We start from the raw sequence: 19780 nt of genomic DNA on the forward strand, positions 1-19780 counted from the left end.
TGATTTATGAAACTATCTGATATTCAATCCAAGGTACAAGCCACTTTCTTTAAAGAGCATCAAAAACAGCTCTATCAAAGCCTGGAAGATAAACATACTACCATCGAACAGATGGATGATGGAGATCCGCTGAGCTCTAAAATGATATTGAATATGGGGCCCCAGCACCCTGCTACTCACGGCGTGATTCGTCTGGTACTCCAGCTTCATGGCGAAACAATTGAAAAAGCTAAGATTGATATTGGATACCTGCACCGGGGGGTTGAAAAAATTGCTGAAAATAAGACGTATCAAGAGTTCATGCCGTACACTGATCGTATGGACTACCTCTCCCCTTACAGCAACAATGTAGCTTTATGTACGGCTGTTGAAAAAATTGCAAACGTTGAAGTGCCGGAACGTGCTCATTACATCCGCATGATTGGATGCGAACTTGCGCGAATATCTTCTCACTTGCTCTGGCTTGGAACCATGGTGATGGATGCCGGTGCCGTTTCATTTTTTATCTGGACATTCAAGGAGAGAGAAAAGATATATGATATCATGGATCGCCTGGCAGGGCACCGGTTTACGGTGTCTCACGCACGAATTGGCGGTGTTGCTAACGACATCACCGACGAAGCGATGGGGGCGATTAAAGAGTTCACTCAATCTTTTCCAAACGAATTAAAAGACTATCACAAACTTCTCGACAGAAACAGATTGTTCTTTGACCGGAATGAAGCTGTTGGCGTCCTCAAGACAAAAGATGCACTAAATATTGCCGCGAAAGGGCCCGTTCTGCGTGCATCTGGATATGCATATGATATTAGAAAATTTCAGCCTTATGCTCGATACGACGAGGTAGAATTTGGAATACCGACCCGACTCGAAGGCGATAACCTGGCCCGGTATTTTGTACGGATGGAAGAGATGGCCGAGAGCATTAAAATCATACGGCAATGCATCGATAAACTACCGAAAGGCCCCGTCCGAACTGATAACGCAAAACAGGCCTACCCATCCAAAGATGAAGTTTATTATTCGATGGAAGGCATGATTCACGACTTTATGATGACAGATACCGGAATTTGCCCTCCGGAAGGTGCAGAATCCTATCATGCCGTAGAAGCTCCAAAAGGAGAACTGGGCTACTTCATACAAAGTGATGGCACCGGCCATCCATGGCGAATGAAAATTAATGCTCCTTCCTTTTCTAACCTTCAGGTATTAGAGAATATTCTGGATGGTGAAATGGTAGCTGACACAGTAGTAATTATTGGCGGACTCGATCCGGTAATGGGCGAAGCAGATAAATAAGATTATGACTTACGAATTCGACGAAAAAGATCTAAAAGAAATTGAAAAAATTAAGGCAAAGTATCCGGAAGTTTTACCGGCTACACTGCCTGTGTTATGGCTGGCTCAAAATAAATTTGGGCATGTTGAACCAGAAGTTCAGCGGCTTGTTGCACATACACTGGATTTGCCGGAAGCCCACGTTCACGGGGTTGCTACATTCTATACCCAGTATTACAAAGAGAAGAAAGGCAAATACGTACTTGACGTCTGCACCTGTCTGAGCTGCCAGCTCTGCGGTGGATACGATATTCTCAACTATCTTGAGGATAAACTCGGAATCAAAGCGGGCGAAACTACAGATGACGGTATGTTTTCTGTAGAAGAGGTTGAATGCCTCGGTGCTTGCGGGTATGCCCCGATGCTACAGGTAACAAATGGGAAGTATGTAAACAATCTTACCGAAGAAAAAGTAGATAAGCTGATTGAAACCTTGAAAGAGGGCAACGAACCCGAGTACGAACAAATTAGAATGCCACTCCGTAAAGTCAATTAAGTATTATGAGTTCAGCTGATTGGAAAAATTTTGAGCCTGTATTGATCCCAAATGTCAAAGACCTGCACAAGATTGATGTGTACCAGGAAAATGGCGGCTACAGTGCATTTAAGGAAGTGCTTACTGATAAGAAAAAATGGGAAGAGCCAAAAGATGTCGTTAACGAAGTAAAAGCAGCTAATATTCGCGGACGCGGCGGGGCCGGTTTTAACGCAGGCCTCAAATGGTCGTTTATGCCTCCCGCCGATGGCGGACCACGATATCTTGCCTGTAACGGGGATGAATCAGAGCCGGGCACATTTAAAGACCGGAAGATTTTTGAGTACAATCCACACGTCTTTATCGAAGGCGCACTAATTGCTGCCTATGCCATGGAAATCACGTCCATTTACGTGTACATCCGGGGTGAGTATAAAGACTACATCGACATGATGCAGAAAGCGATCGATGATGCATATGAAAAAGGATTTATCGGCGAGAACATTTTTGGCACTGATTACAGCGTCGATTTTTATGTTCACTCCGGTGCCGGTGCATATATTTGCGGTGAAGAAACATCCATGCTTGAATCGCTTGAGGGCAAACGCGGCTATCCTCGTGTAAAACCGCCTTTTCCAGCCCAAAAAGGCCTGTGGGGACGCCCAACCACAATTAACAATATTGAAACATTGGCTCATGTGGTCTCTGTAATCAATAAAGGTGCTGACTGGTTCTCCGGTATTGGGGCCAAAAATCACCCCGGACCGGTTCTCTACGGAATCTCCGGGCACGTAAATCGTCCCGGTGTATATGAACTACCGTCAGGTGTCCCCGTTTTAGATCTTATTAATGACGTCGCCGGCGGCATGCGGAATGGCAAAGAGCTGAAAGCCGTCATTCCCGGCGGTTCATCAACCCCAATTCTCAGAGCCGACCAACTTGATGGCGTAACCATGGATAGCGACAGCCTTCGGGAAGTAGGTACTATGCTTGGAACAGCCGGTATGGTTGTGATGGATGAAGATACCAATATGGTGGATATGCTCTGGAGAATTGCCCATTTCTATCATCATGAGTCTTGTGGGCAGTGCACCCCCTGCCGCGATGGTACAGGTTGGCTTGAAAAAATTCTGCTTAAAATTAAAAATGGCAATGGCGAAGTTAAAGATCTTGACCTTCTGCTCGATATCACGACCCAAATGGAAGGGCGCACGATTTGCGCGCTCGCTGATGCAGCAGCCTGGCCCGTTCGCCACACCATCAATCGTTTCAGGGACGAATTTGAAGCGAGATGTAAGAAATCAGTACACGCTGTAGCATAGATAAATCTGCTCAACGGCAGATCAGAAATTCAAAACCAACAATTTCCAAAGATGCCTGAAGTAATAATTGACGGAAACCAATATGAATTTGACAGTGATAAAGACGGAAGTCTGCTGCAATTCATTTTAGATGAGGGGCTCGAAGTTCCTTTCTTCTGTTATCATCCATCCATGTCGGTACCCGCCAACTGCAGGCAGTGCATGGTAAAGGTGGGGACACCCGTAAAAGATCGGGAAACCGGAGAATTTGAGCTGGATGAAAATGGTGAACGAGTCATTCGATGGTTCCCAAAACTTCAGACGTCCTGTAATACACAGCTGTCTGAAGGGATGGTTGTTCATACCCAAGAAACCGACGATCTTGTAGAACGGGCTCAAAAAGATACGCTTGAATTTATTTTAGCTAATCATCCGCTGGATTGCCCTATTTGTGATCAGGCTGGTGAATGTCCGTTACAGATTCAAACGTACAAATACGGTCCGGAAGGCAGCCGCTTTGAGGTCAAAAAAGTTCACAAACCCAAGCGGGTTCAGCTTGGACCTCGTGTCACACTGGATGCCGAGCGATGCATAAACTGTACGCGTTGTGTTCGATTCACAGATGAAATCAGTGAATCAAAACAGCTTACAATTGTACAGCGTGGTGATAAAAACTATCCCGTAACAGCTCCCGGGCGCGAATTTGATGACGCGTATTCAATGAACACCATTGATATTTGCCCGGTTGGAGCGCTAACCTCCTCAGATTTTCGGTTTAAAGCCCGCGTATGGGAAATGAATCAAACGCCGAGCATAGATATTTCTAACGGCAAAGGCTGCAACATTGACCTTTGGACGCGCGACAATCTCGTTCTTAGAATTACTCCGCGACATAACGAATCTGTAAACGATTATTGGATACCAGACACAGCCCGGGATGCATATACAATTTTTAACGAAAACCGCGTCTCTCGTCCGTCACAGAAACTGGATAGCGAACAGGTACAGTCCTCGTGGAACAACGCATTTGCAACCCTGGCAGAACAGATTGAAAGAACCGATAAAGATAAGATTCTGTTTGTCGGGTCTGCACATGCCTCCGTTGAGGAAAATTTTGTTCTGATGGCGCTCTCTAATCTGCTTTCAGGTTCTGCACCCGTGTTTTCGCCTCACATAATTGACGGAGCCGGAGACGACTTTTTGCTCTCAGACGATCAGGCTCCGAATACGAACGGGTGCCGCCTGCTCGGTCTTAATGAGCTAACCAGCGAAGATCTTTCAGAGAAAATCAAAAAAGCAGAACTTGTTCTCCTTTTGAATGACAACCTTGTCGACCGGGAAGCACTTCAGAGCAGTGTTTTTGGCAATACATATGTAACTATGTTTGCGACCAATAAAACAGAAACTGCCAAACAAGCTGATCTTGTGATTCCAATTACAACGGCTGCAGAACATGCAGCAAGCTACGTAAATGTAGATCACCGTATTCAGCGAACCGTACCCGCCAAAGAGACAAAATATTCAAATCGCCGCCTTGACATAGAAATGTCTGAAGGCAGGCTCGACAGGTACGGAACCAGTTTTGACAACTGGGTCACCGAAGAAAATAAAGTGGACTGCCTGCCGCTATGGAATATTGCAAACGAACTCTCTGACAGGCTTGGTCTGGACCTCAGGTTTGAGAATAGCCGGCATATTATTTCTGATATTGCTGAACAAAACCCTTCGTTTGAAGGCGTTTCTTTTCAAGCAATGGATGAGAGATTCGGAATAGACCTTACATCAATCAAAAACAGAGTTAAATCATAAGTTAAGGAATGGCTGAAGTTACCGTTACCTCATATATTGTACTTGGAATAGCTCTTTTTATGTTGCTGAATTCTGCTGCAATCGCCGTGTATGCAGAACGCCGCGTGGCTGCATTCATTCAAAACAGAGTAGGACCAAACCGTGTAGGGCCGCTTGGCCTTTTACAGCCCATTGCCGATGTGGTTAAGCTTCTTTTAAAAGAAGATGTAACACCGAATAATAGCTACCGCTTGCTTCACACAATTGCGCCTGTTATCCCCGTTATTACGGCACTAATGACAGTAGCTGTAATCCCGTTTGGCGATGGAATCTACGCAACAGACATCAACGCCGGTGTCTTGTACCTGCTTGCTATTGCATCACTCGGTGTTTATGGAGTGACGCTTGCGGGTTGGTCATCAAACAGTAAATATTCTCTTCTTGGCGGCCTCCGGGCAGCAGCTCAAATGATAAGTTACGAGCTGCCAATGGGTATGGCTGTTGCTTCTGTCGTAATATTTGTTGGGTCTCTGAGTGTGGTCGATGTAGCAGTGGCCCAGGAAAACTGGTGGTTTGTCTTTTTAAATCCTATAGGAGCAATCATTTTTATTGTTGCCGGGTTTGCTGAAAGTAACCGTACACCCTTCGACTTAGTTGAAGCCGAGCAGGAACTTGTTGGCGGATTTCACACAGAGTACAGCTCCATGAAATTTGGTATGTTCTTTCTTGCAGAGTACATGCATGTGGTGATTAATTCTATGCTGATGACAACCTTTTTCTTCGGGTCTTACCATCTCCCCTTTGCAGGATACTGGCTTCCTGAAATGCCGGAAGTGGCTAAAGGCATATTAGATGTCACCGTATTTGTTGCAAAAACAGCATTTTTTGTGTTTCTCTTCATCTGGGTTCGATGGACTATTCCAAGATTTAAATTTAACCAGGTGATGAAACTTGGCTGGAGTAAGCTTCTTCCTATCAGCATTGTAAACTTCATTGTACTTGCCGGGATATTGTTCTTTATCTACGCATGATCTAACCCAATTTCTTAAAGCCGTGATTTACAGTCACGGCTTTTTTTATGCCTGGCTTATCTTAGATGTTTCATAGGTCATTTCTGGATACACATTTTTAATTCTTCCATTATTCCATCTATTTAAGTATATATGAATTTATAAAGCTAATTTAGATTGGAAAACTGGTATGAGTGAGTTTACATTAATTATACATGGATGGAGTGACTGCTCAAGTTCATTTGTGGCTTTAAAGAAGCAGTTACAGAAAAATGGAATCGGGGATGTCGACACAATTCTATATGGTGATTATCAATCCAGGGAAGATAACATCACGTTTAATGATGTAGTTGACGGGCTCAACGATCAAATGAAAGAAAAAGGTCTGATTGAGCCAGACGGTAAAAAAGTAGCTGATTTAAACATCGTGGTTCACTCCACAGGTGGGCTTGTAATTCGCCACTGGATCTGGCACTACTACTCTCACCGTATGGAGGAATGCCCGGTAAAACGGATCCTTATGCTTGCCCCTGCAAATTTTGGCTCTCCCCTGGCACACCGGGGCAAGTCGTTCCTTGGCAGGCTTGTAAAGGGCCGCTGGAAGGTTGGTGATCTGCTTGAAGTTGGCCGGAAGTTACTTGATGGCCTTGAACTTGCCAGCCCGTATCAATGGCAGCTTGCACACCATGATATTTTCAATGGTAACAGTTCTTATTATAACAGAGATCAAATACAGCTGACTATTCTTACCGGAATTGAAGATTATTCCGGATTAAGGGGATGGGTTAACAAACCGGGCACCGATGGCACAATTGTAATTTCAGGAGCACCCCTGAACTCCGTCAAACTAAAGCTAAACTTTTCCAATGTCGATATGCCTTACGAATGGAAAGAGATGAAAACTGCTGATGATTTTTGCTTTGGAGTGCTACCGGATCTGGATCACGGCTCAATTGTAAGCAGTTTTGAGGACGATAATGCTCAGATAATTAAAATTGCTGTAAATGCTTTAAAAATTAACAGCGCTGAAGAGTTTGGAGAGTTTAAAATACAACTTAAGCAAAAAACCGACGAGACCTATCAGAATTACAGCACAAAAGACGCAAAACGGTTTAGTAAATATCAGCAGTTTCTGATTCACGGGCTGGATGACCACGGTGAACCTGTAAGGGACTTTACATTTGAGTTTGAAGTGTATAAAACCGAAAAAGCAAGCGAGCAAACGGTGTCGAATCAGTCTTACTTTAACAATCTTGAAAAGCATTATTCAGATCAATTTCAGAAGCTTTTGCTTAGCCAAATTCACACCCATATAAAAGATGCCAGCTATAGGCGACTCTTGGTTAATCTTCATGAAATGGACTTACTGATGGAAGAAACGCGGGACCAGCTCGGAGAGTTTGTACTTATCATGAAAATATATATCCCGGAAATTGATAAGGGAATCTTTTATGATGTGGATTCTCTACAGAACATCGTTATCTATCGCAGCGACGAAAAAGAGTCAGCACAAAAGGTACCATCGCTCTTTTATGAAAACACGACTACACTGTTAGAATTTAGTGTAGATAGAAAAACCAAGTATGTCCGAATTGGTGAAGAACCTGCTTAGCACGGCTGCTGTTAATTAAGTATGTAACCTGTCAACTTTAAAATGGAGTGAACTTATGTGGAAATATAATGGTGAAACGCGACCAGATTTCGCCAAGGAACCCGGCGACGGAGAAGAATCGGTCTGGGATTATCCAAGGCCGCCATCCACTGTCCCCGATGACAGGAAAGTTGAGGTACGATGGATGGGGCAATTGATTGCCCAAACGGAAAAGTCTATCCGTGTGCTGGAAACCGCCAGTCCCCCCACATTTTATCTTCCTCCGACTGACGTGAACACATCATATCTTAAGGAATCATCAGGCAGCTCATTCTGCGAATGGAAAGGAAGCGCCACCTACTGGAATATTGAAATAAACGGCCGGGTCCTTGAAAATGCGGCTTGGTTATATGAAGATCCAAATCCTGCCTTCAGGTCAATTGCGGGTTATTTTTCGTTTTATCCTGCAAAAGTTGATTGTTATGTTGATGATATACGCGTTAAACCTCAGCCAGGTTCATTCTACGGCGGCTGGATGACCCCGGAAATAGTGGGGCCGGTTAAAGGTGAACCAGGGTCCGGCGGATGGTAGCTTAAACAAATAATAATCGGTTTTTTATTGATCTAACCATGATACTAAACGGAATTGCTGAAACATGTCTTTATGCGACCGACCTTGAAGAAGCAGAACAGTTTTATAAAAAAGTTTTAAACCTTAAAGTGGTGATGAAAGAAGAGAACCGGCACGTCTTTTTTAAATGCGGCGAAAGTATGTTGCTGGTATTCAATCCTGAGCACACTCGTAATAAACAGACGGATGTAGATGGTAACCCCGTTCCTCTTCATGGTGCAGACGGGTCGGTTCACATTGCCTTTTCTGTTGATCCGGCAAACTTTGACACAGTAAAAGAGTCTATAGAAGCGAAAAATATCACGATTGAATCTGAAATCTCGTGGCCTAACCAAAGCCGGTCATTTTATTTTCGTGATCCCGCCGGTAACAGCCTTGAGGTGATAACCACAAATATGTGGAAATGAAATGAGGTTTAGATTCATTATTAGTACATTGACGGCCTTATTTTTAATAAACTTAGCTTAATGGATACTTCACAAATTAATGATGCTTACGGAATAATTACCGGAAAAGTAGAGACATGGATAACCGGTTTTATTGAGATGCTGCCAAACCTGGTGGTTGCCCTTCTGGTTCTGATCATTTTTTATGTAATTGGCAAATACGCCAGAAAAGCGGTCTCTAATTTACTTGGCAGGGTTTCAGCTAATAAAACAATCTCACAACTGCTTGAAACAGTCATAAGCATCTCAATTATTGGTATTGGTGTTTTTATTGCATTAAGTATCCTTCAGCTTGATGGAGCCGTAACGTCCCTTCTTGCAGGTGCCGGTATTATTGGTCTTGCTCTTGGTTTTGCATTTCAGGATATCGCATCAAACTTCATATCAGGAGTGATCTTATCCGTTCGCCACCCATTTGGAATAGGTGATATAATTTCAACAAACGATTACTACGGAACTGTTACAAAACTGAATCTAAGAAATACAATTCTTCGAACCGTTACCGGCCAGGTTGTATATATTCCGAATAAGAAGGTATTTGAGAATCCACTCGAAAATTTCACTTCCACCGGTGAACGACGAATTGACCTATCCTGCGGTGTTTCATATGGTGATGACCTCGAAAAAGCCCGGCAAGTAGCAACCAATGCCGTGGACAAATTAGACCCTGTTATGTCTGATAGAGGTATAGAATTCTACTTTGATGAATTTGGCAGCAGCTCCATCAATTTTAAAATCCGCTTCTGGGTGGCATTTGCTACGAATCCTGATTTTTGGAGTGCCCGAAGTGAGGCAATAATTGCGATTTCCCAAGCCTTTGACGAAAACGATATCATGATTCCATTTCCAATTCGTACGCTCGACTTTGGTATCCGCGGCGGCGAAAAACTGGATGGTATGCTGAAAGCGGCAAATTCAAGATCTGCGTCGGAAGGATCCGAATCATAACGCGGCTGAAACATGTGTTATTGATGATGAAATGTCGTAAGCAACCTGTCAGCACCTACCGGATCTGACAGCGTTGGTTTTTGACGCTGACATCCCGAGGGTTCGGGACGGAAAAGCACCGGGAATGCTGTCAATTCTTTATGCGCCAAATTAGAATTGACATGACATTAATGTCATCAAATATTTTCTTATTTATCACATGTTAGTATGAAATCAGGCATCGCCTTTGGGCAGCTGGTCAACAATACTTTTGAGAGGCTGGTCAAAGGTTTCACCAAAAATCTCAAACGGAACTTTGTTTGACGTCAGTTCTTTAACATGGCTGTCTTCTATAACCTGCTGATAGGTTTCGTAGCAATCCAGTGCATTGTGAAATGCTTCCATGTCTTTCTCACTACAGGTTTCAACGTATGCAATTTCACTGTCAGCTGAAGCAGATAATCTGAACTTACCATCCGTGTAGGTTTCTCCCATCCGCGTGAAAAACGCCAGCCGTATGGGGTATTTATCTTTGCGCCGTTTCATCCTGCAAAACAGGTTCTTGACCACGGCATGGCTCACCAGGTGGTCATGAAATCCGCTTACACCGTGAACAGCGTATGTAATAATGACGTGTGGCTGAATAGATTTAATCTCTTTCTCAATCTCATCTTCGATTGTACGCGGATCGAGATGTTTAAGCTCACCGTCGGGCAAGTCAAGTACGGTCATGCCGGATAGACCCAGCGTCTTTTCAACGCATTTCATCTCTTCATGGCGGATTCGTCCCATTTCGTCTTTATCAACACCCAGCCTGAATCGCTGTTTTGTGGCTTCGCCTTTTGTTAGCGTGAGCAGATACACGTTGTGGCCCTGACGTAACTGGGCACTGATAGCGGGTGCAGGACCAAATGATTCATCATCGGGATGAGGAAAAATATAGAGAATGTTCATAAAGAATATAATTTTAGAAATTTCAAAGAAAGCTATCGAAGTAGTGAGCTGGATAAAATCATATCATATACGACCCGCCATTCACATGAAATGTTTGGCCGGTTGCATGCGGCACATTTCCGGACGCCAAAAAGGCTACCATTTCAGCAACCTCATTAGGTTGCGTGATGTCTTCAAAGACAGAATCTCGTGTGATATAATCTTTTCCGAGGGTTTCAACGGCATCTTTTGCCATATCGGTCTCAATAAATCCCGGCGCGATGGAATAGGCCACAACTCCGCGCTTACTAAAATCGCGCGCCATACTTTTAGTAAGGGCAACCATTCCTGCTTTTGATGCGGCATAGGCAGCGTATTCCTGTGTATCTCCCCGATATGAAGCTCTCGATGCAATGTTAATAATTATTCCTTTAGTCTCATGTTGCAGGTGCATCTGTAAAAACCATTTACTCAAAAGTGCGGCTGATTTGAGATTTACAGTCATCGTTTTATCCCAGGTATTCAACCATGAGTCATCATCAGATTCAAAATCAGAATCTATAAATATTCCTGCATTATTGACCAAAACATCGGGCTGATGTTCACTTATCAGGTTATAAATCGATGATTTTAATGAGGGGATATCTTCAAGATCAGCATGAATGCCCTGAAATAAGTCTGAGCTCTTCAAATTTTCAGGAAAGCTTGATTTCCTGGCCGTTCCTATGACACGCCACCCTTTGCGAAGACATAAGCTGGCGATCTCAAGTCCTATTCCTCTTGTACAACCTGTAAGCAATACTGTTTTGGTTTCTGACATTTACCTCGTGTTTGATTGAAAAAGTCGAGGTAATGTAATCAGCATAATGTGCTAAACCAAGATTTGTAAGCTTTGAGAGAGTATCAAAGGTAATACTGACTTTATATCAAAACGGTTCATGATCCCGCTGGGTTACGGGAGCATAAAATAATTATCTTAACACACCAATGAGATAAACTTCACTATGATGACTCTTGTTTGTATTGTATCGGTGAACAATACTACATTCATGGTATGCGTAAGTATACAAACCATTGGATTTGAAACCATATAATACCCAGAGACAGATGCAATTAACGGAACAAGCGACTGAAATTTTTAATCAAACGCTGACTCATGTCGATCCCTCCAAAATTATGCCTGAAACTGTGCAATGGAACGAAGATTCAGGCGAACTGACGGTTGAGGGAAAGCACTTTAACATTCATAAAGACCAGCCTATTTATGTGATTGGTGCCGGTAAAGCGTCAGTTTCTATGGCGCTTGGAATTGAATCCATCCTGCACGGCCGTATCAAAGATGGAATTGTAATTTCACCGGACGCATTTGAGGGCGACTCTAAGATACAGGTGTTTGTGGGCTCACATCCACTGCCTGACAAAGAGAGCATTTCCTCTTCTTATGAGCTTGTCTCTTTTATAAAAAAAATCCCGAAAAACTCTTTCGTTATAAATCTTATTTCCGGCGGCACATCGTCTCTTTTTTGCCTGCCGGCCGGCAATCTCGAAATTGAAGAGATCCGGGACATCTACTCGCTTCTGATAGAATCAGGTGCCGATATACACGAAATAAATTCTGTCCGAAAAGTATTTTCAGCGGTAAAAGGCGGACAAATTCTGCAACATCTGAAAGGTAAACAGGTGGTTGATTTGATGATCAGCGACATCACTGACGATGAAATTGGCATGATCGGAAGCGGTCCGTCAATTGCACAGGAAATCTCTGCCACAGAAGCTTTCCAGATACTGAAGCAGTATAAGCTCTACAATTCAATTCCACACGCAGCTCGTCAGTTTCTCGCCTCGGAAATGGATAAGGAGATGAAAATGAAGACATACCGTAATACAAAAGAAATTGATCGCCACTCCTCTTTCATAATTGCCTCTGCATCTACTATGGCCAGCAAAGCAGCCGATATAGCGAAGGAGATGGGATTTGATGTTACTCTTAATGATAAGGCGGTTTCAGGCCCGATGAATCAATTGGAGCAATCGCTTCTGACGCAGATACGAGACCTGATTAAAGATAATGACGGGCAAAAGGCAATCATCAGCTTCGGTGAACCAACTGTACAGGTGACAGGTGATGGCCTGGGCGGACGAAACCAGGAACTGGCCCTTAGAATGGCGGTGTCTCTGCAGAATATTGATCGAGATCTCGCGTTTTTAAGTGCCGGAACGGACGGAATTGATGGTCCGACCGATGTGGCTGGTGCGGTGGTTACAAATGAAACGTACCGAATGGCCCTGGAGTCAGACATAAATCCTAAACAGTATCTCGATAATAACGACAGCTATCATTTCTTTAAAAAAGCCGGGGGACATATCAAACCGGGACCCACGGGCAATAATTTAATGGATCTGCATATCGTATTGATAGGTTGAAAAGCTGATTATTTAGCTTTTTTACCGCATTGAATTTTCCCGGCTTGAAATCCCAATGATTGCAACAGAAAATTTGTAACTTTGGAAGCTAAACCTCAGTTGCAAGATTTTTACAGAAAGACGCGTATATGAAACAGTTTACACTTCAGCCAAATTCAGAATCAAGTTCAAATTCAACGCCGGTAAACTTTCTTAAGGGATTAAATCCACAACAAAAAAAAGCTGTCACACACACGCACGGGCCGCTCTTAATTATAGCCGGAGCCGGAAGTGGGAAGACCCGTGTGCTGACTTTACGAATCGCATATCTACTTCAACAGCATAAAGCTGTTCCCCAGGAAATACTTGCGCTTACATTTACCAATAAAGCAGCCCGTGAGATGCAGGGTCGAATTAAAACCCTGATTGGTGATCGTGCAAAAAAACTCTGGATGGGCACGTTTCACTCTATTTTTTCGAAGATTTTGCGATTTGAAGCAGAACACATCGGGTTCGATTCCAATTTTTCAATTTATGACACCGCTGATTCTGAATCGGCTATTAAACTGATTCTCGGAGAACTAAATTACGATCCGCGTGAAATTCGTCCGCGTACTATTCAGCGAAAAATCAGTGATGCAAAAAATCAGCTCATCACACCAAATGCCTACAAAACCAGGTTTATCAACAGTACGCTTGATGATATTACGGCCCGCGTATTTGAAGTGTATGATGTGCGACTGAGGCAGGCAAATGCTATGGATTTTGATGATCTGCTGATCAAACCGATAGAGCTGTTTGAAAAACACCCCGATATTCTTGAGAAGTACCAGGATCGTTTCAAATATATTCTCATTGATGAGTACCAGGATACGAACCACGCGCAGTACAAAATGACCAAAATGCTGGCGAGCAAGTATCAGAATATCTGCGTGGTTGGCGATGACGCCCAAAGCATTTACTCTTTTCGCGGAGCTGATATCTCAAATATTCTCAACTTCAAGAGCGATTACGAAGGGGCCCAGCAGATACCGCTTGAGCAGAACTACCGCTCAACTAAGTATATTTTACAGTGTGCTGATTCCATCATAAAAAACAACAGTAAGCAGCTTGACAAAACATTGTGGACGGAAAAAGATAACGGCTATCCTATAACAGTGCTCGATAATTTTGATGAGCGGGATGAGGCCAACCGGGTGGTTCAGCATATTCAAAACCTGAAAATGCGGGAAGGACTATCAAATAATGATATTGCTATTCTCTACCGGACCAACTATCAAAGCCGGGTATTTGAGGAAGCATTTCGACGAAAAGGAATTGCCTATCAAATTGTGGGTGGATTATCGTTTTATCAGCGAAAGGAGATTAAAGATGTGCTGGCGTACCTCACGCTCTTAATCAACCCAGATGATGAACAGGCCCTGCTGCGTATTATCAATGAACCGAGCCGGGGCATTGGAAAAAAGACGCTGAACGATCTGCTGGAAAAATCCAGGAATCAAAAACGCTCGGTTTGGTCTATCATTCAAAATGTTCACGATTCGGATCTTTATAAACCTGCCATCAAGCGGATTGAGTCATTTGTAGCCATGATTCATACCCTCCGGTCTGACCTGGAATCGGGAGCATCGCTGCTCGATACAGCGAAAAAAATGCTGGAGGCAAGCGGATATATGAAGGCATTAATTGAGGAAAACAGTGCGCAGGCCCTCACACGACGCGATAACATTCTTGAACTTCAAAACGCCATCTCTTACTACGAGCAGCATAATTCAAAACCTACACTGAGTAAGTTTTTACAAGAGATCAGCCTCATCACAAATACAGATAAGTATGATGAAGATAAACCGGCTGTTACTATGATGACCGTCCACGCCTCAAAAGGGCTGGAATTTCCGGCAGTATTTATCGTTGGTCTCGAAGAGAAACTGTTTCCCATGGGTGGCCGGGACGGTGAAGAGGCCGATTTTGAGGAGGAGCGTCGCCTGTTTTACGTGGCTATCACGCGTGCTGAAAAACGGCTCTTTTTCAGCCATTGTAAAATGCGAAGCCGTTTTGGAGAGGAAACCAGGCAAATGCGTTCCCGCTTTTTGGACGAGGTAGATCCCGGCGTTGTTCGCACAGAAACCGGGGCAACCATCAAGCAGAAAAAAGACAGGTTTACCTCTCATGAGCCTGAGGAAAGCAGTGATACGATGGTAGAGTATGACTGGAAAAAACCTAAGCAGAGCAAGAAACCCTCAAACAGCGGTCTTGACTTTGAAACTCAGTACGACGATGACCCCTACCAGGCAGGAACAACTGTCATGCATCCCACATTTGGACCGGGAAAAATCCTGCAGCGAACCGGATCAGGAAAAGATTCTAAAGTTGTTGTATTTTTTAAACAGAGAGGCCAAAAGACATTAATGCTCCGGGCTGCCAAATTAAAAGTGCTTTAGGTATTAGAAACCGTCGGTTCTGGTCCGATGATAGTATCGCGGCCAGCTTAATGCAGTGTCATTGGTAAGTAGTCGAAAACAATTCCTGTCAGGTTTTTGTAACCTTGATTGTATAACAAGTTTTTCATGCTTAAACCCTGACAGGATTGGGGTTACACCAAACTAAACGGTTTCCGTATTTTCCAGAAACATCTGCCGATATATACGGTACATCCAATGCACTTATCCACTTTGTAGATATAATCATTCGATCCATTGAAAAAAGCTGTTTTTTTAACGTTCGTGGCACTGGCCAACTTATTGCCGGCTATCGCCTCATCACAAATATCGTATAACCCTGTAAGCATGGGGCTAGGTGGCGGAGGCACCTCTTATATCACCGATTATGAGGCCCTGTTTACCAATCCTGCAAACCTTCATCTTCGTGAAAAGAATTATAAGCTCCAGGTAACGATTGGCGAAAGCGGCGCTTACTTCGATACACCTCTCAGGATAAATGATGGCCGGGAACGCATACGCCTTTTCGGTGAAACGCTACAGACTCCGGCTACCGGTTCCAATATCTTTAGCGGCGACGAACGCCAGCAACTGCTCAACCGATATTACAATAACAACAGAGACCTTCGACAGATGCAGTCCGGATCAGTCATTAACTGGCTGGGGATTAAATGGTTTGGAGATGAAAAAAGTTACGCGTTTGCCGTTCGCACGCGGCAAAGCAGCCGCTACAGCGTGGGACGTGGATTTTATGATTTGCAGCCGGTAGAAGCTGATGGATTTGAAACTATCAATAGGTCGCTGACTCATCGCTATCAAACTCTGCATGAAGTCTCTTTTGGCTACAGCGAGTCGTTTTCATTTTTGAGCGGTCTCATCCCCAGAATATCAAAATTTATTATCGGCGTAGCACCAAAAGTCGTCATTGCCGGGCCCGGGTACTCAACCCGGCTTACTGATATTTATTCACGGGATGAATCATCGGCACCCTGGTCACGTGAAGCATCGTATGAATTTGAGAGCAGCGGACTGTTTTCCCGATATGCTGAACGACTAACTACAGGCGGGCATCCAATTCAAGACATTGGCCCCATAACCAAATTGAATGATCTTGCATCACCCACCGGTGTTGGCGCTGCAATTGACCTTGGTGTAACCTATCTTTTTACATTTGGTGATGATCTCTCGTTGATTCGGAGAGGTGAAGAACCGACGGAAAAATCACTGCGTCTCAGTATTTCGATAACTGATTTAGGGATGCTTCACGTATTTGAAGACCCGTTCAGAGCTGAGGGCAACAACTTAGAGTCTGACGATGCCGACCCCGGCCAGCTAACTGAACAATATTACTCAGGTGCACTACTACAAGACTTTAGTTTTCTTGATGATGTCGGAAATCGAAATCATCCCCTCAGGTCAATAGTCTCCGCGGATCGGGAATCGTATCAGTCACTTTTGCCCACATCTCTTCAAACTGGCCTACTGTTTCAGGTCAACCGAATTAAAATGATGGGTGATTTTCGTCTCGGACTTACAGATAATGCATTTCACTCTACTAAATTAACAACATACATTGGAACTGAAATACGCCCTTTAGCCTTCTTACCATTAAGAGCAGGTACACGACTTGCAACAGATCTTCCGGGATACTATAGTTTCGGAGCCGGTATTGAAACCAAATATTTTGATATAAATGCCGCAGTTCAGTTCAGAAGCACATCTGCCGGCCCCACGCTAGAACCGGTAGCTGCCTCAGCTGTGGCAGTAAAATTCTATATTCCATAAGTATCGATTCTGCCCAACTGTCAGCATCCGGCTTTAATACCACAAATTGGCAGAACCACTTCCCGAGATCTGACGTTATGGGGGCAACACTATTTTTGGCTTTCTCTTTGCGAGTAATTACAAAAAAAAACTGATTATAAAGATTTTATATATGTTTGAACCACGATTTAAATTTGAAGACTCTTTTAGTGAGCAGAACGACGGATTCGATGATTTCGAACAGGCGATTCCACTCATGAGCGAGGAGGAAGAAAAGCGATTAACAGAATCAGAAATTCCTGATAACCTTCCCCTGCTGCCACTAAAAAACACTGTATTATTTCCAGGCGTTGTTGTCCCGATAACGGTTGGAAGAGATCGTTCTCTTGAGCTTGTAAAAGAAGCGTATGAAAACGACAAAATCATAGGCGTTGTTGCTCAAAAGGATGAATCTGTTGAGAATCCCACCAAGGATGACCTCTACAAGATGGGTACTGTTGCTCAGATCCTGAAGCTCATCAAAATGCCCGACGGCAGCAAGAGCATCGTTATCCAGGGAAAAAGTATTTTTGAAGTAAAGGAAATCACGCAGGAGAAACCATTTTTCCGTGCGGATGTTGAAGCATTCCGCCAGGAAATGGATATTTCAGGCGTAGAACTCGATGCTTCAATCCGAAGCGTGAAGGAAACGGCAAGCAAGATTGTCAATCTTTCTCCAAATATTCCATCAGAAGCGTCGATTGCGATCAACAATATATCCAGTCCCTCTTTTCTGCTGAACTTTATTTCCTCCAATCTACAGGTCGACCTGACTGCGAAGCAGGAAATTCTTGAGGTCCGTAAATTTTCCGAGCGCCTCGATACGGTTATGGAACACCTGAATAAGGAACTCCAGGTACTCAACTTAAGCGAAGAGATCCGTACCAAGGTAAAATCTGATATTGACGATCAGCAGCGGGATTTCTATCTCCGCCAGCAGATGAAGGCAATCCAGGAGGCTCTTGGTGAAGACAGCGAGCAACAGGATATCTCTAAGCTCCAGAAACGCCTTAAGAATAAAAAGGGATTATCTGATGATGCCCGCGAAACTGTCGAGAAAGAACTGCAACGTCTTGAAATGACGCCGAATTCATCTCCGAACTACGGAATTATTCACAGCTATATCGAGTGGATTCTTGACCTGCCGTGGGGAGAAACATCAAAAGATAAACTAGACCTCAAGCGTGCCCGTAAAATCCTCGATGAGGACCACTACGGCCTTGAGAAGGTCAAAAAGAGAATTATTGAATATTTGGCGGTACTGAAGCTTAAGAAGGACATGAAAGCGCCTATACTCTGCTTTTACGGCCCTCCGGGAGTCGGTAAAACGTCACTTGGTAAATCAATAGCGCGCGCCTTAAACCGGGAATTTGAACGGTTCAGCCTTGGCGGAATACATGATGAAGCCGAAATCAGAGGTCACCGGCGAACATATATTGGAGCTCTTCCGGGCCGTATACTGCGATCTATCAAGAAAGCAGGGAAAGGAAATCCCGTGATGATGCTCGATGAGATTGATAAAGTGGGAGCCGACTACCGCGGAGACCCAACCTCTGCCCTGCTTGAGGTGCTCGACCCTGAACAGAACGATTCGTTCATAGATAATTATCTTGAGCTTGAATATGATCTCTCAAAAGTGATGTTCATAGCGACAGCTAACTCACTGGATACCATACCGGCTCCGCTGCGCGATCGAATGGAGATTATCAATATCAGCGGTTACACGCAGGAAGAAAAAGTAGAAATAGCCCGGAAGTATCTCATTCCAAAACAGATTGAGGAAAACGGACTTAGCAAGAAGCAGATTAAAATTTCTAAAGCTGCTATTGAGCGTATTATCAATCAGTATACCCGTGAATCCGGCGTTCGTAACCTTGAACGTCAGATCGGATCGGTCTGTCGGAATGTTGCTGCGAAGATCGCGAGTGACGAAATTGAGAAGATGAGCATTGGCGTGAAAGACGTTGAAGAGGCTCTCGGTAAACGGAAATTTTTCTCCGATGCAGCCGAACGGACAACTGTTCCCGGCGTGTCAACAGGCCTCGCCTGGACACAGTACGGCGGCGATATCCTCTTTATTGAAGCGAGTGTGTCACGCGGAAGCGGTAAACTTCATATCACCGGTCAGCTTGGTGATGTAATGAAGGAGTCTGCGATGCTTGCCATCAGCTACCTTCGAGCCCGATACCAGGAACTTGGTATTCCAAAAGAGGCATTTGACCACTGGGATCTGCATATTCACGTTCCCCAGGGAGCCGTGCCCAAAGATGGACCCTCTGCCGGTATCTCCCTGTTGTCGGCCGTAGCCTCAATCTTTACCCAGCGTAAAGTAAAAGGAACACTGGCGATGACAGGAGAAATCACGCTGCGTGGTCTTGTTCTTCCAGTAGGAGGAATTAAAGAGAAAGTTCTCGCTGCGAAAAGAGCCGGTATTGAAAAAGTGATACTACCGAAGAAAAACGAAAAAGACGTTGATGAGATCGAAGAAGATATCATGGGCGATCTGCAAGTAGAATACTTAGAGCGAATGGATCCACTGCTTGATATTGTGCTGGAAGATGAACCGGAGACAAATCCGGCTGACTTTTTCCACGTACCTGAGCATCAGAAAAAAGATTCAGATGGCAGCGTTACAAAAAATGACGCCCGTAAGGAAATAGCCGTTATGGATTAACACAGGATTCTAACATACAGCT

General features: G+C 44.1%; 15 protein-coding genes. 13 read left to right on the forward strand and 2 right to left on the reverse strand.

Annotated elements, in window-relative coordinates:
* The first annotated feature begins 6 nt into the window (after nucleotides 1-6).
* The 9 genes from nuoD to AABW11_RS01055 all read left to right on the forward strand — a co-directional run bounded on the left by nuoD (nucleotide 7) and on the right by AABW11_RS01055 (nucleotide 9528).
* Nucleotides 7-1299 carry an NADH dehydrogenase (quinone) subunit D gene (gene nuoD / locus AABW11_RS01015; protein WP_340102633.1) on the forward strand — a complete coding sequence of 431 codons (1293 nt, stop codon included), beginning with the start codon at nucleotides 7-9 and terminating at the stop codon, nucleotides 1297-1299.
* 4 nt (nucleotides 1300-1303) lie between these two features.
* Complete coding sequence (locus AABW11_RS01020; RefSeq protein WP_340102634.1) at nucleotides 1304-1834, forward strand: NADH-quinone oxidoreductase subunit NuoE family protein; 531 nt, start codon at nucleotides 1304-1306, stop codon at nucleotides 1832-1834.
* A 5-nt stretch (nucleotides 1835-1839) separates the two neighbouring features.
* Nucleotides 1840-3135: an NADH-quinone oxidoreductase subunit NuoF gene (nuoF, locus tag AABW11_RS01025; protein WP_340102635.1), complete on the forward strand. Its 1296-nt coding sequence runs from the start codon at nucleotides 1840-1842 to the stop codon at nucleotides 3133-3135.
* A gap of 51 nt (nucleotides 3136-3186) precedes the next feature.
* Nucleotides 3187-4923: a molybdopterin-dependent oxidoreductase gene (locus tag AABW11_RS01030; protein WP_340102636.1), complete on the forward strand. Its 1737-nt coding sequence runs from the start codon at nucleotides 3187-3189 to the stop codon at nucleotides 4921-4923.
* 8 nt (nucleotides 4924-4931) lie between these two features.
* Entirely contained in the window at nucleotides 4932-5933 is a 1002-nt protein-coding gene (gene nuoH / locus AABW11_RS01035) for an NADH-quinone oxidoreductase subunit NuoH (protein ID WP_340102637.1), read from the forward strand.
* Nucleotides 5934-6102: 169 nt separating this feature from the next.
* Entirely contained in the window at nucleotides 6103-7524 is a 1422-nt protein-coding gene (locus AABW11_RS01040; protein ID WP_340102638.1) for an esterase/lipase family protein, read from the forward strand.
* Between the two features lie 55 nt (nucleotides 7525-7579).
* On the forward strand, nucleotides 7580-8095 hold the full coding sequence (locus AABW11_RS01045) for a DUF427 domain-containing protein (RefSeq protein ID WP_340102639.1): 516 nt from the start codon (nucleotides 7580-7582) through the stop codon (nucleotides 8093-8095).
* 38 nt (nucleotides 8096-8133) lie between these two features.
* Nucleotides 8134-8541: a VOC family protein gene (locus AABW11_RS01050; RefSeq protein ID WP_340102640.1), complete on the forward strand. Its 408-nt coding sequence runs from the start codon at nucleotides 8134-8136 to the stop codon at nucleotides 8539-8541.
* Nucleotides 8542-8601: 60 nt separating this feature from the next.
* Nucleotides 8602-9528, forward strand: coding sequence for a mechanosensitive ion channel family protein (locus AABW11_RS01055; protein ID WP_340102641.1), 927 nt, complete (start codon nucleotides 8602-8604; stop codon nucleotides 9526-9528).
* 213 nt (nucleotides 9529-9741) lie between these two features.
* On the opposite strand, the gene AABW11_RS01060 is transcribed toward AABW11_RS01055, so the two are convergent.
* Nucleotides 9742-10461 (reverse strand): PIG-L deacetylase family protein, encoded by a 720-nt coding sequence (locus tag AABW11_RS01060; protein WP_340102642.1) that lies wholly within the window; start codon nucleotides 10459-10461, stop codon nucleotides 9742-9744.
* A 58-nt stretch (nucleotides 10462-10519) separates the two neighbouring features.
* The gene (locus AABW11_RS01065) at nucleotides 10520-11260 is read right to left on the reverse strand and encodes an SDR family NAD(P)-dependent oxidoreductase (RefSeq protein ID WP_340102643.1); all 741 of its coding nucleotides are present in this window, start codon (nucleotides 11258-11260) and stop codon (nucleotides 10520-10522) included.
* A 287-nt stretch (nucleotides 11261-11547) separates the two neighbouring features.
* On the opposite strand from AABW11_RS01065, the gene AABW11_RS01070 reads away from it, so the two are divergent.
* The 4 genes from AABW11_RS01070 (at nucleotide 11548) to lon (ending at nucleotide 19758) form a co-directional block, all read left to right on the forward strand.
* Nucleotides 11548-12864, forward strand: coding sequence for a glycerate kinase type-2 family protein (locus AABW11_RS01070; protein ID WP_340102644.1), 1317 nt, complete (start codon nucleotides 11548-11550; stop codon nucleotides 12862-12864).
* Nucleotides 12865-12992: 128 nt separating this feature from the next.
* Complete coding sequence (locus tag AABW11_RS01075) at nucleotides 12993-15284, forward strand: ATP-dependent helicase (protein WP_340102645.1); 2292 nt, start codon at nucleotides 12993-12995, stop codon at nucleotides 15282-15284.
* Between the two features lie 255 nt (nucleotides 15285-15539).
* Nucleotides 15540-17066 (forward strand): DUF5723 family protein, encoded by a 1527-nt coding sequence (locus AABW11_RS01080; protein WP_340102646.1) that lies wholly within the window; start codon nucleotides 15540-15542, stop codon nucleotides 17064-17066.
* A 151-nt stretch (nucleotides 17067-17217) separates the two neighbouring features.
* Entirely contained in the window at nucleotides 17218-19758 is a 2541-nt protein-coding gene (lon, locus tag AABW11_RS01085; RefSeq protein WP_340102647.1) for an endopeptidase La, read from the forward strand.
* The last annotated feature ends 22 nt before the right edge of the window (nucleotides 19759-19780 follow it).

Origin of the sequence: Rhodohalobacter sp. 8-1 (assembly GCF_038150125.1) — a bacterium.
GTDB lineage: Bacteria > Bacteroidota > Rhodothermia > Balneolales > Balneolaceae > SW132.

Excerpts from the sequence above, each read along its gene's own strand:
- nuoD (WP_340102633.1), top strand. The coding sequence starts at position 7 with ATGAAACTATCTGATATTCAATCCAAGGTACAAGCCACTTTCTTTAAA.
- AABW11_RS01020 (WP_340102634.1), top strand. The coding sequence starts at position 1,304 with ATGACTTACGAATTCGACGAAAAAGATCTAAAAGAAATTGAAAAAATT.
- nuoF (WP_340102635.1), top strand. The coding sequence starts at position 1,840 with ATGAGTTCAGCTGATTGGAAAAATTTTGAGCCTGTATTGATCCCAAAT.
- AABW11_RS01030 (WP_340102636.1), top strand. The coding sequence starts at position 3,187 with ATGCCTGAAGTAATAATTGACGGAAACCAATATGAATTTGACAGTGAT.
- nuoH (WP_340102637.1), top strand. The coding sequence starts at position 4,932 with ATGGCTGAAGTTACCGTTACCTCATATATTGTACTTGGAATAGCTCTT.
- AABW11_RS01040 (WP_340102638.1), top strand. The coding sequence starts at position 6,103 with ATGAGTGAGTTTACATTAATTATACATGGATGGAGTGACTGCTCAAGT.
- AABW11_RS01045 (WP_340102639.1), top strand. The coding sequence starts at position 7,580 with ATGTGGAAATATAATGGTGAAACGCGACCAGATTTCGCCAAGGAACCC.
- AABW11_RS01050 (WP_340102640.1), top strand. The coding sequence starts at position 8,134 with ATGATACTAAACGGAATTGCTGAAACATGTCTTTATGCGACCGACCTT.
- AABW11_RS01055 (WP_340102641.1), top strand. The coding sequence starts at position 8,602 with ATGGATACTTCACAAATTAATGATGCTTACGGAATAATTACCGGAAAA.
- AABW11_RS01060 (WP_340102642.1), bottom strand. The coding sequence starts at position 10,461 with ATGAACATTCTCTATATTTTTCCTCATCCCGATGATGAATCATTTGGT.
- AABW11_RS01065 (WP_340102643.1), bottom strand. The coding sequence starts at position 11,260 with ATGTCAGAAACCAAAACAGTATTGCTTACAGGTTGTACAAGAGGAATA.
- AABW11_RS01070 (WP_340102644.1), top strand. The coding sequence starts at position 11,548 with ATGCAATTAACGGAACAAGCGACTGAAATTTTTAATCAAACGCTGACT.
- AABW11_RS01075 (WP_340102645.1), top strand. The coding sequence starts at position 12,993 with ATGAAACAGTTTACACTTCAGCCAAATTCAGAATCAAGTTCAAATTCA.
- lon (WP_340102647.1), top strand. The coding sequence starts at position 17,218 with ATGTTTGAACCACGATTTAAATTTGAAGACTCTTTTAGTGAGCAGAAC.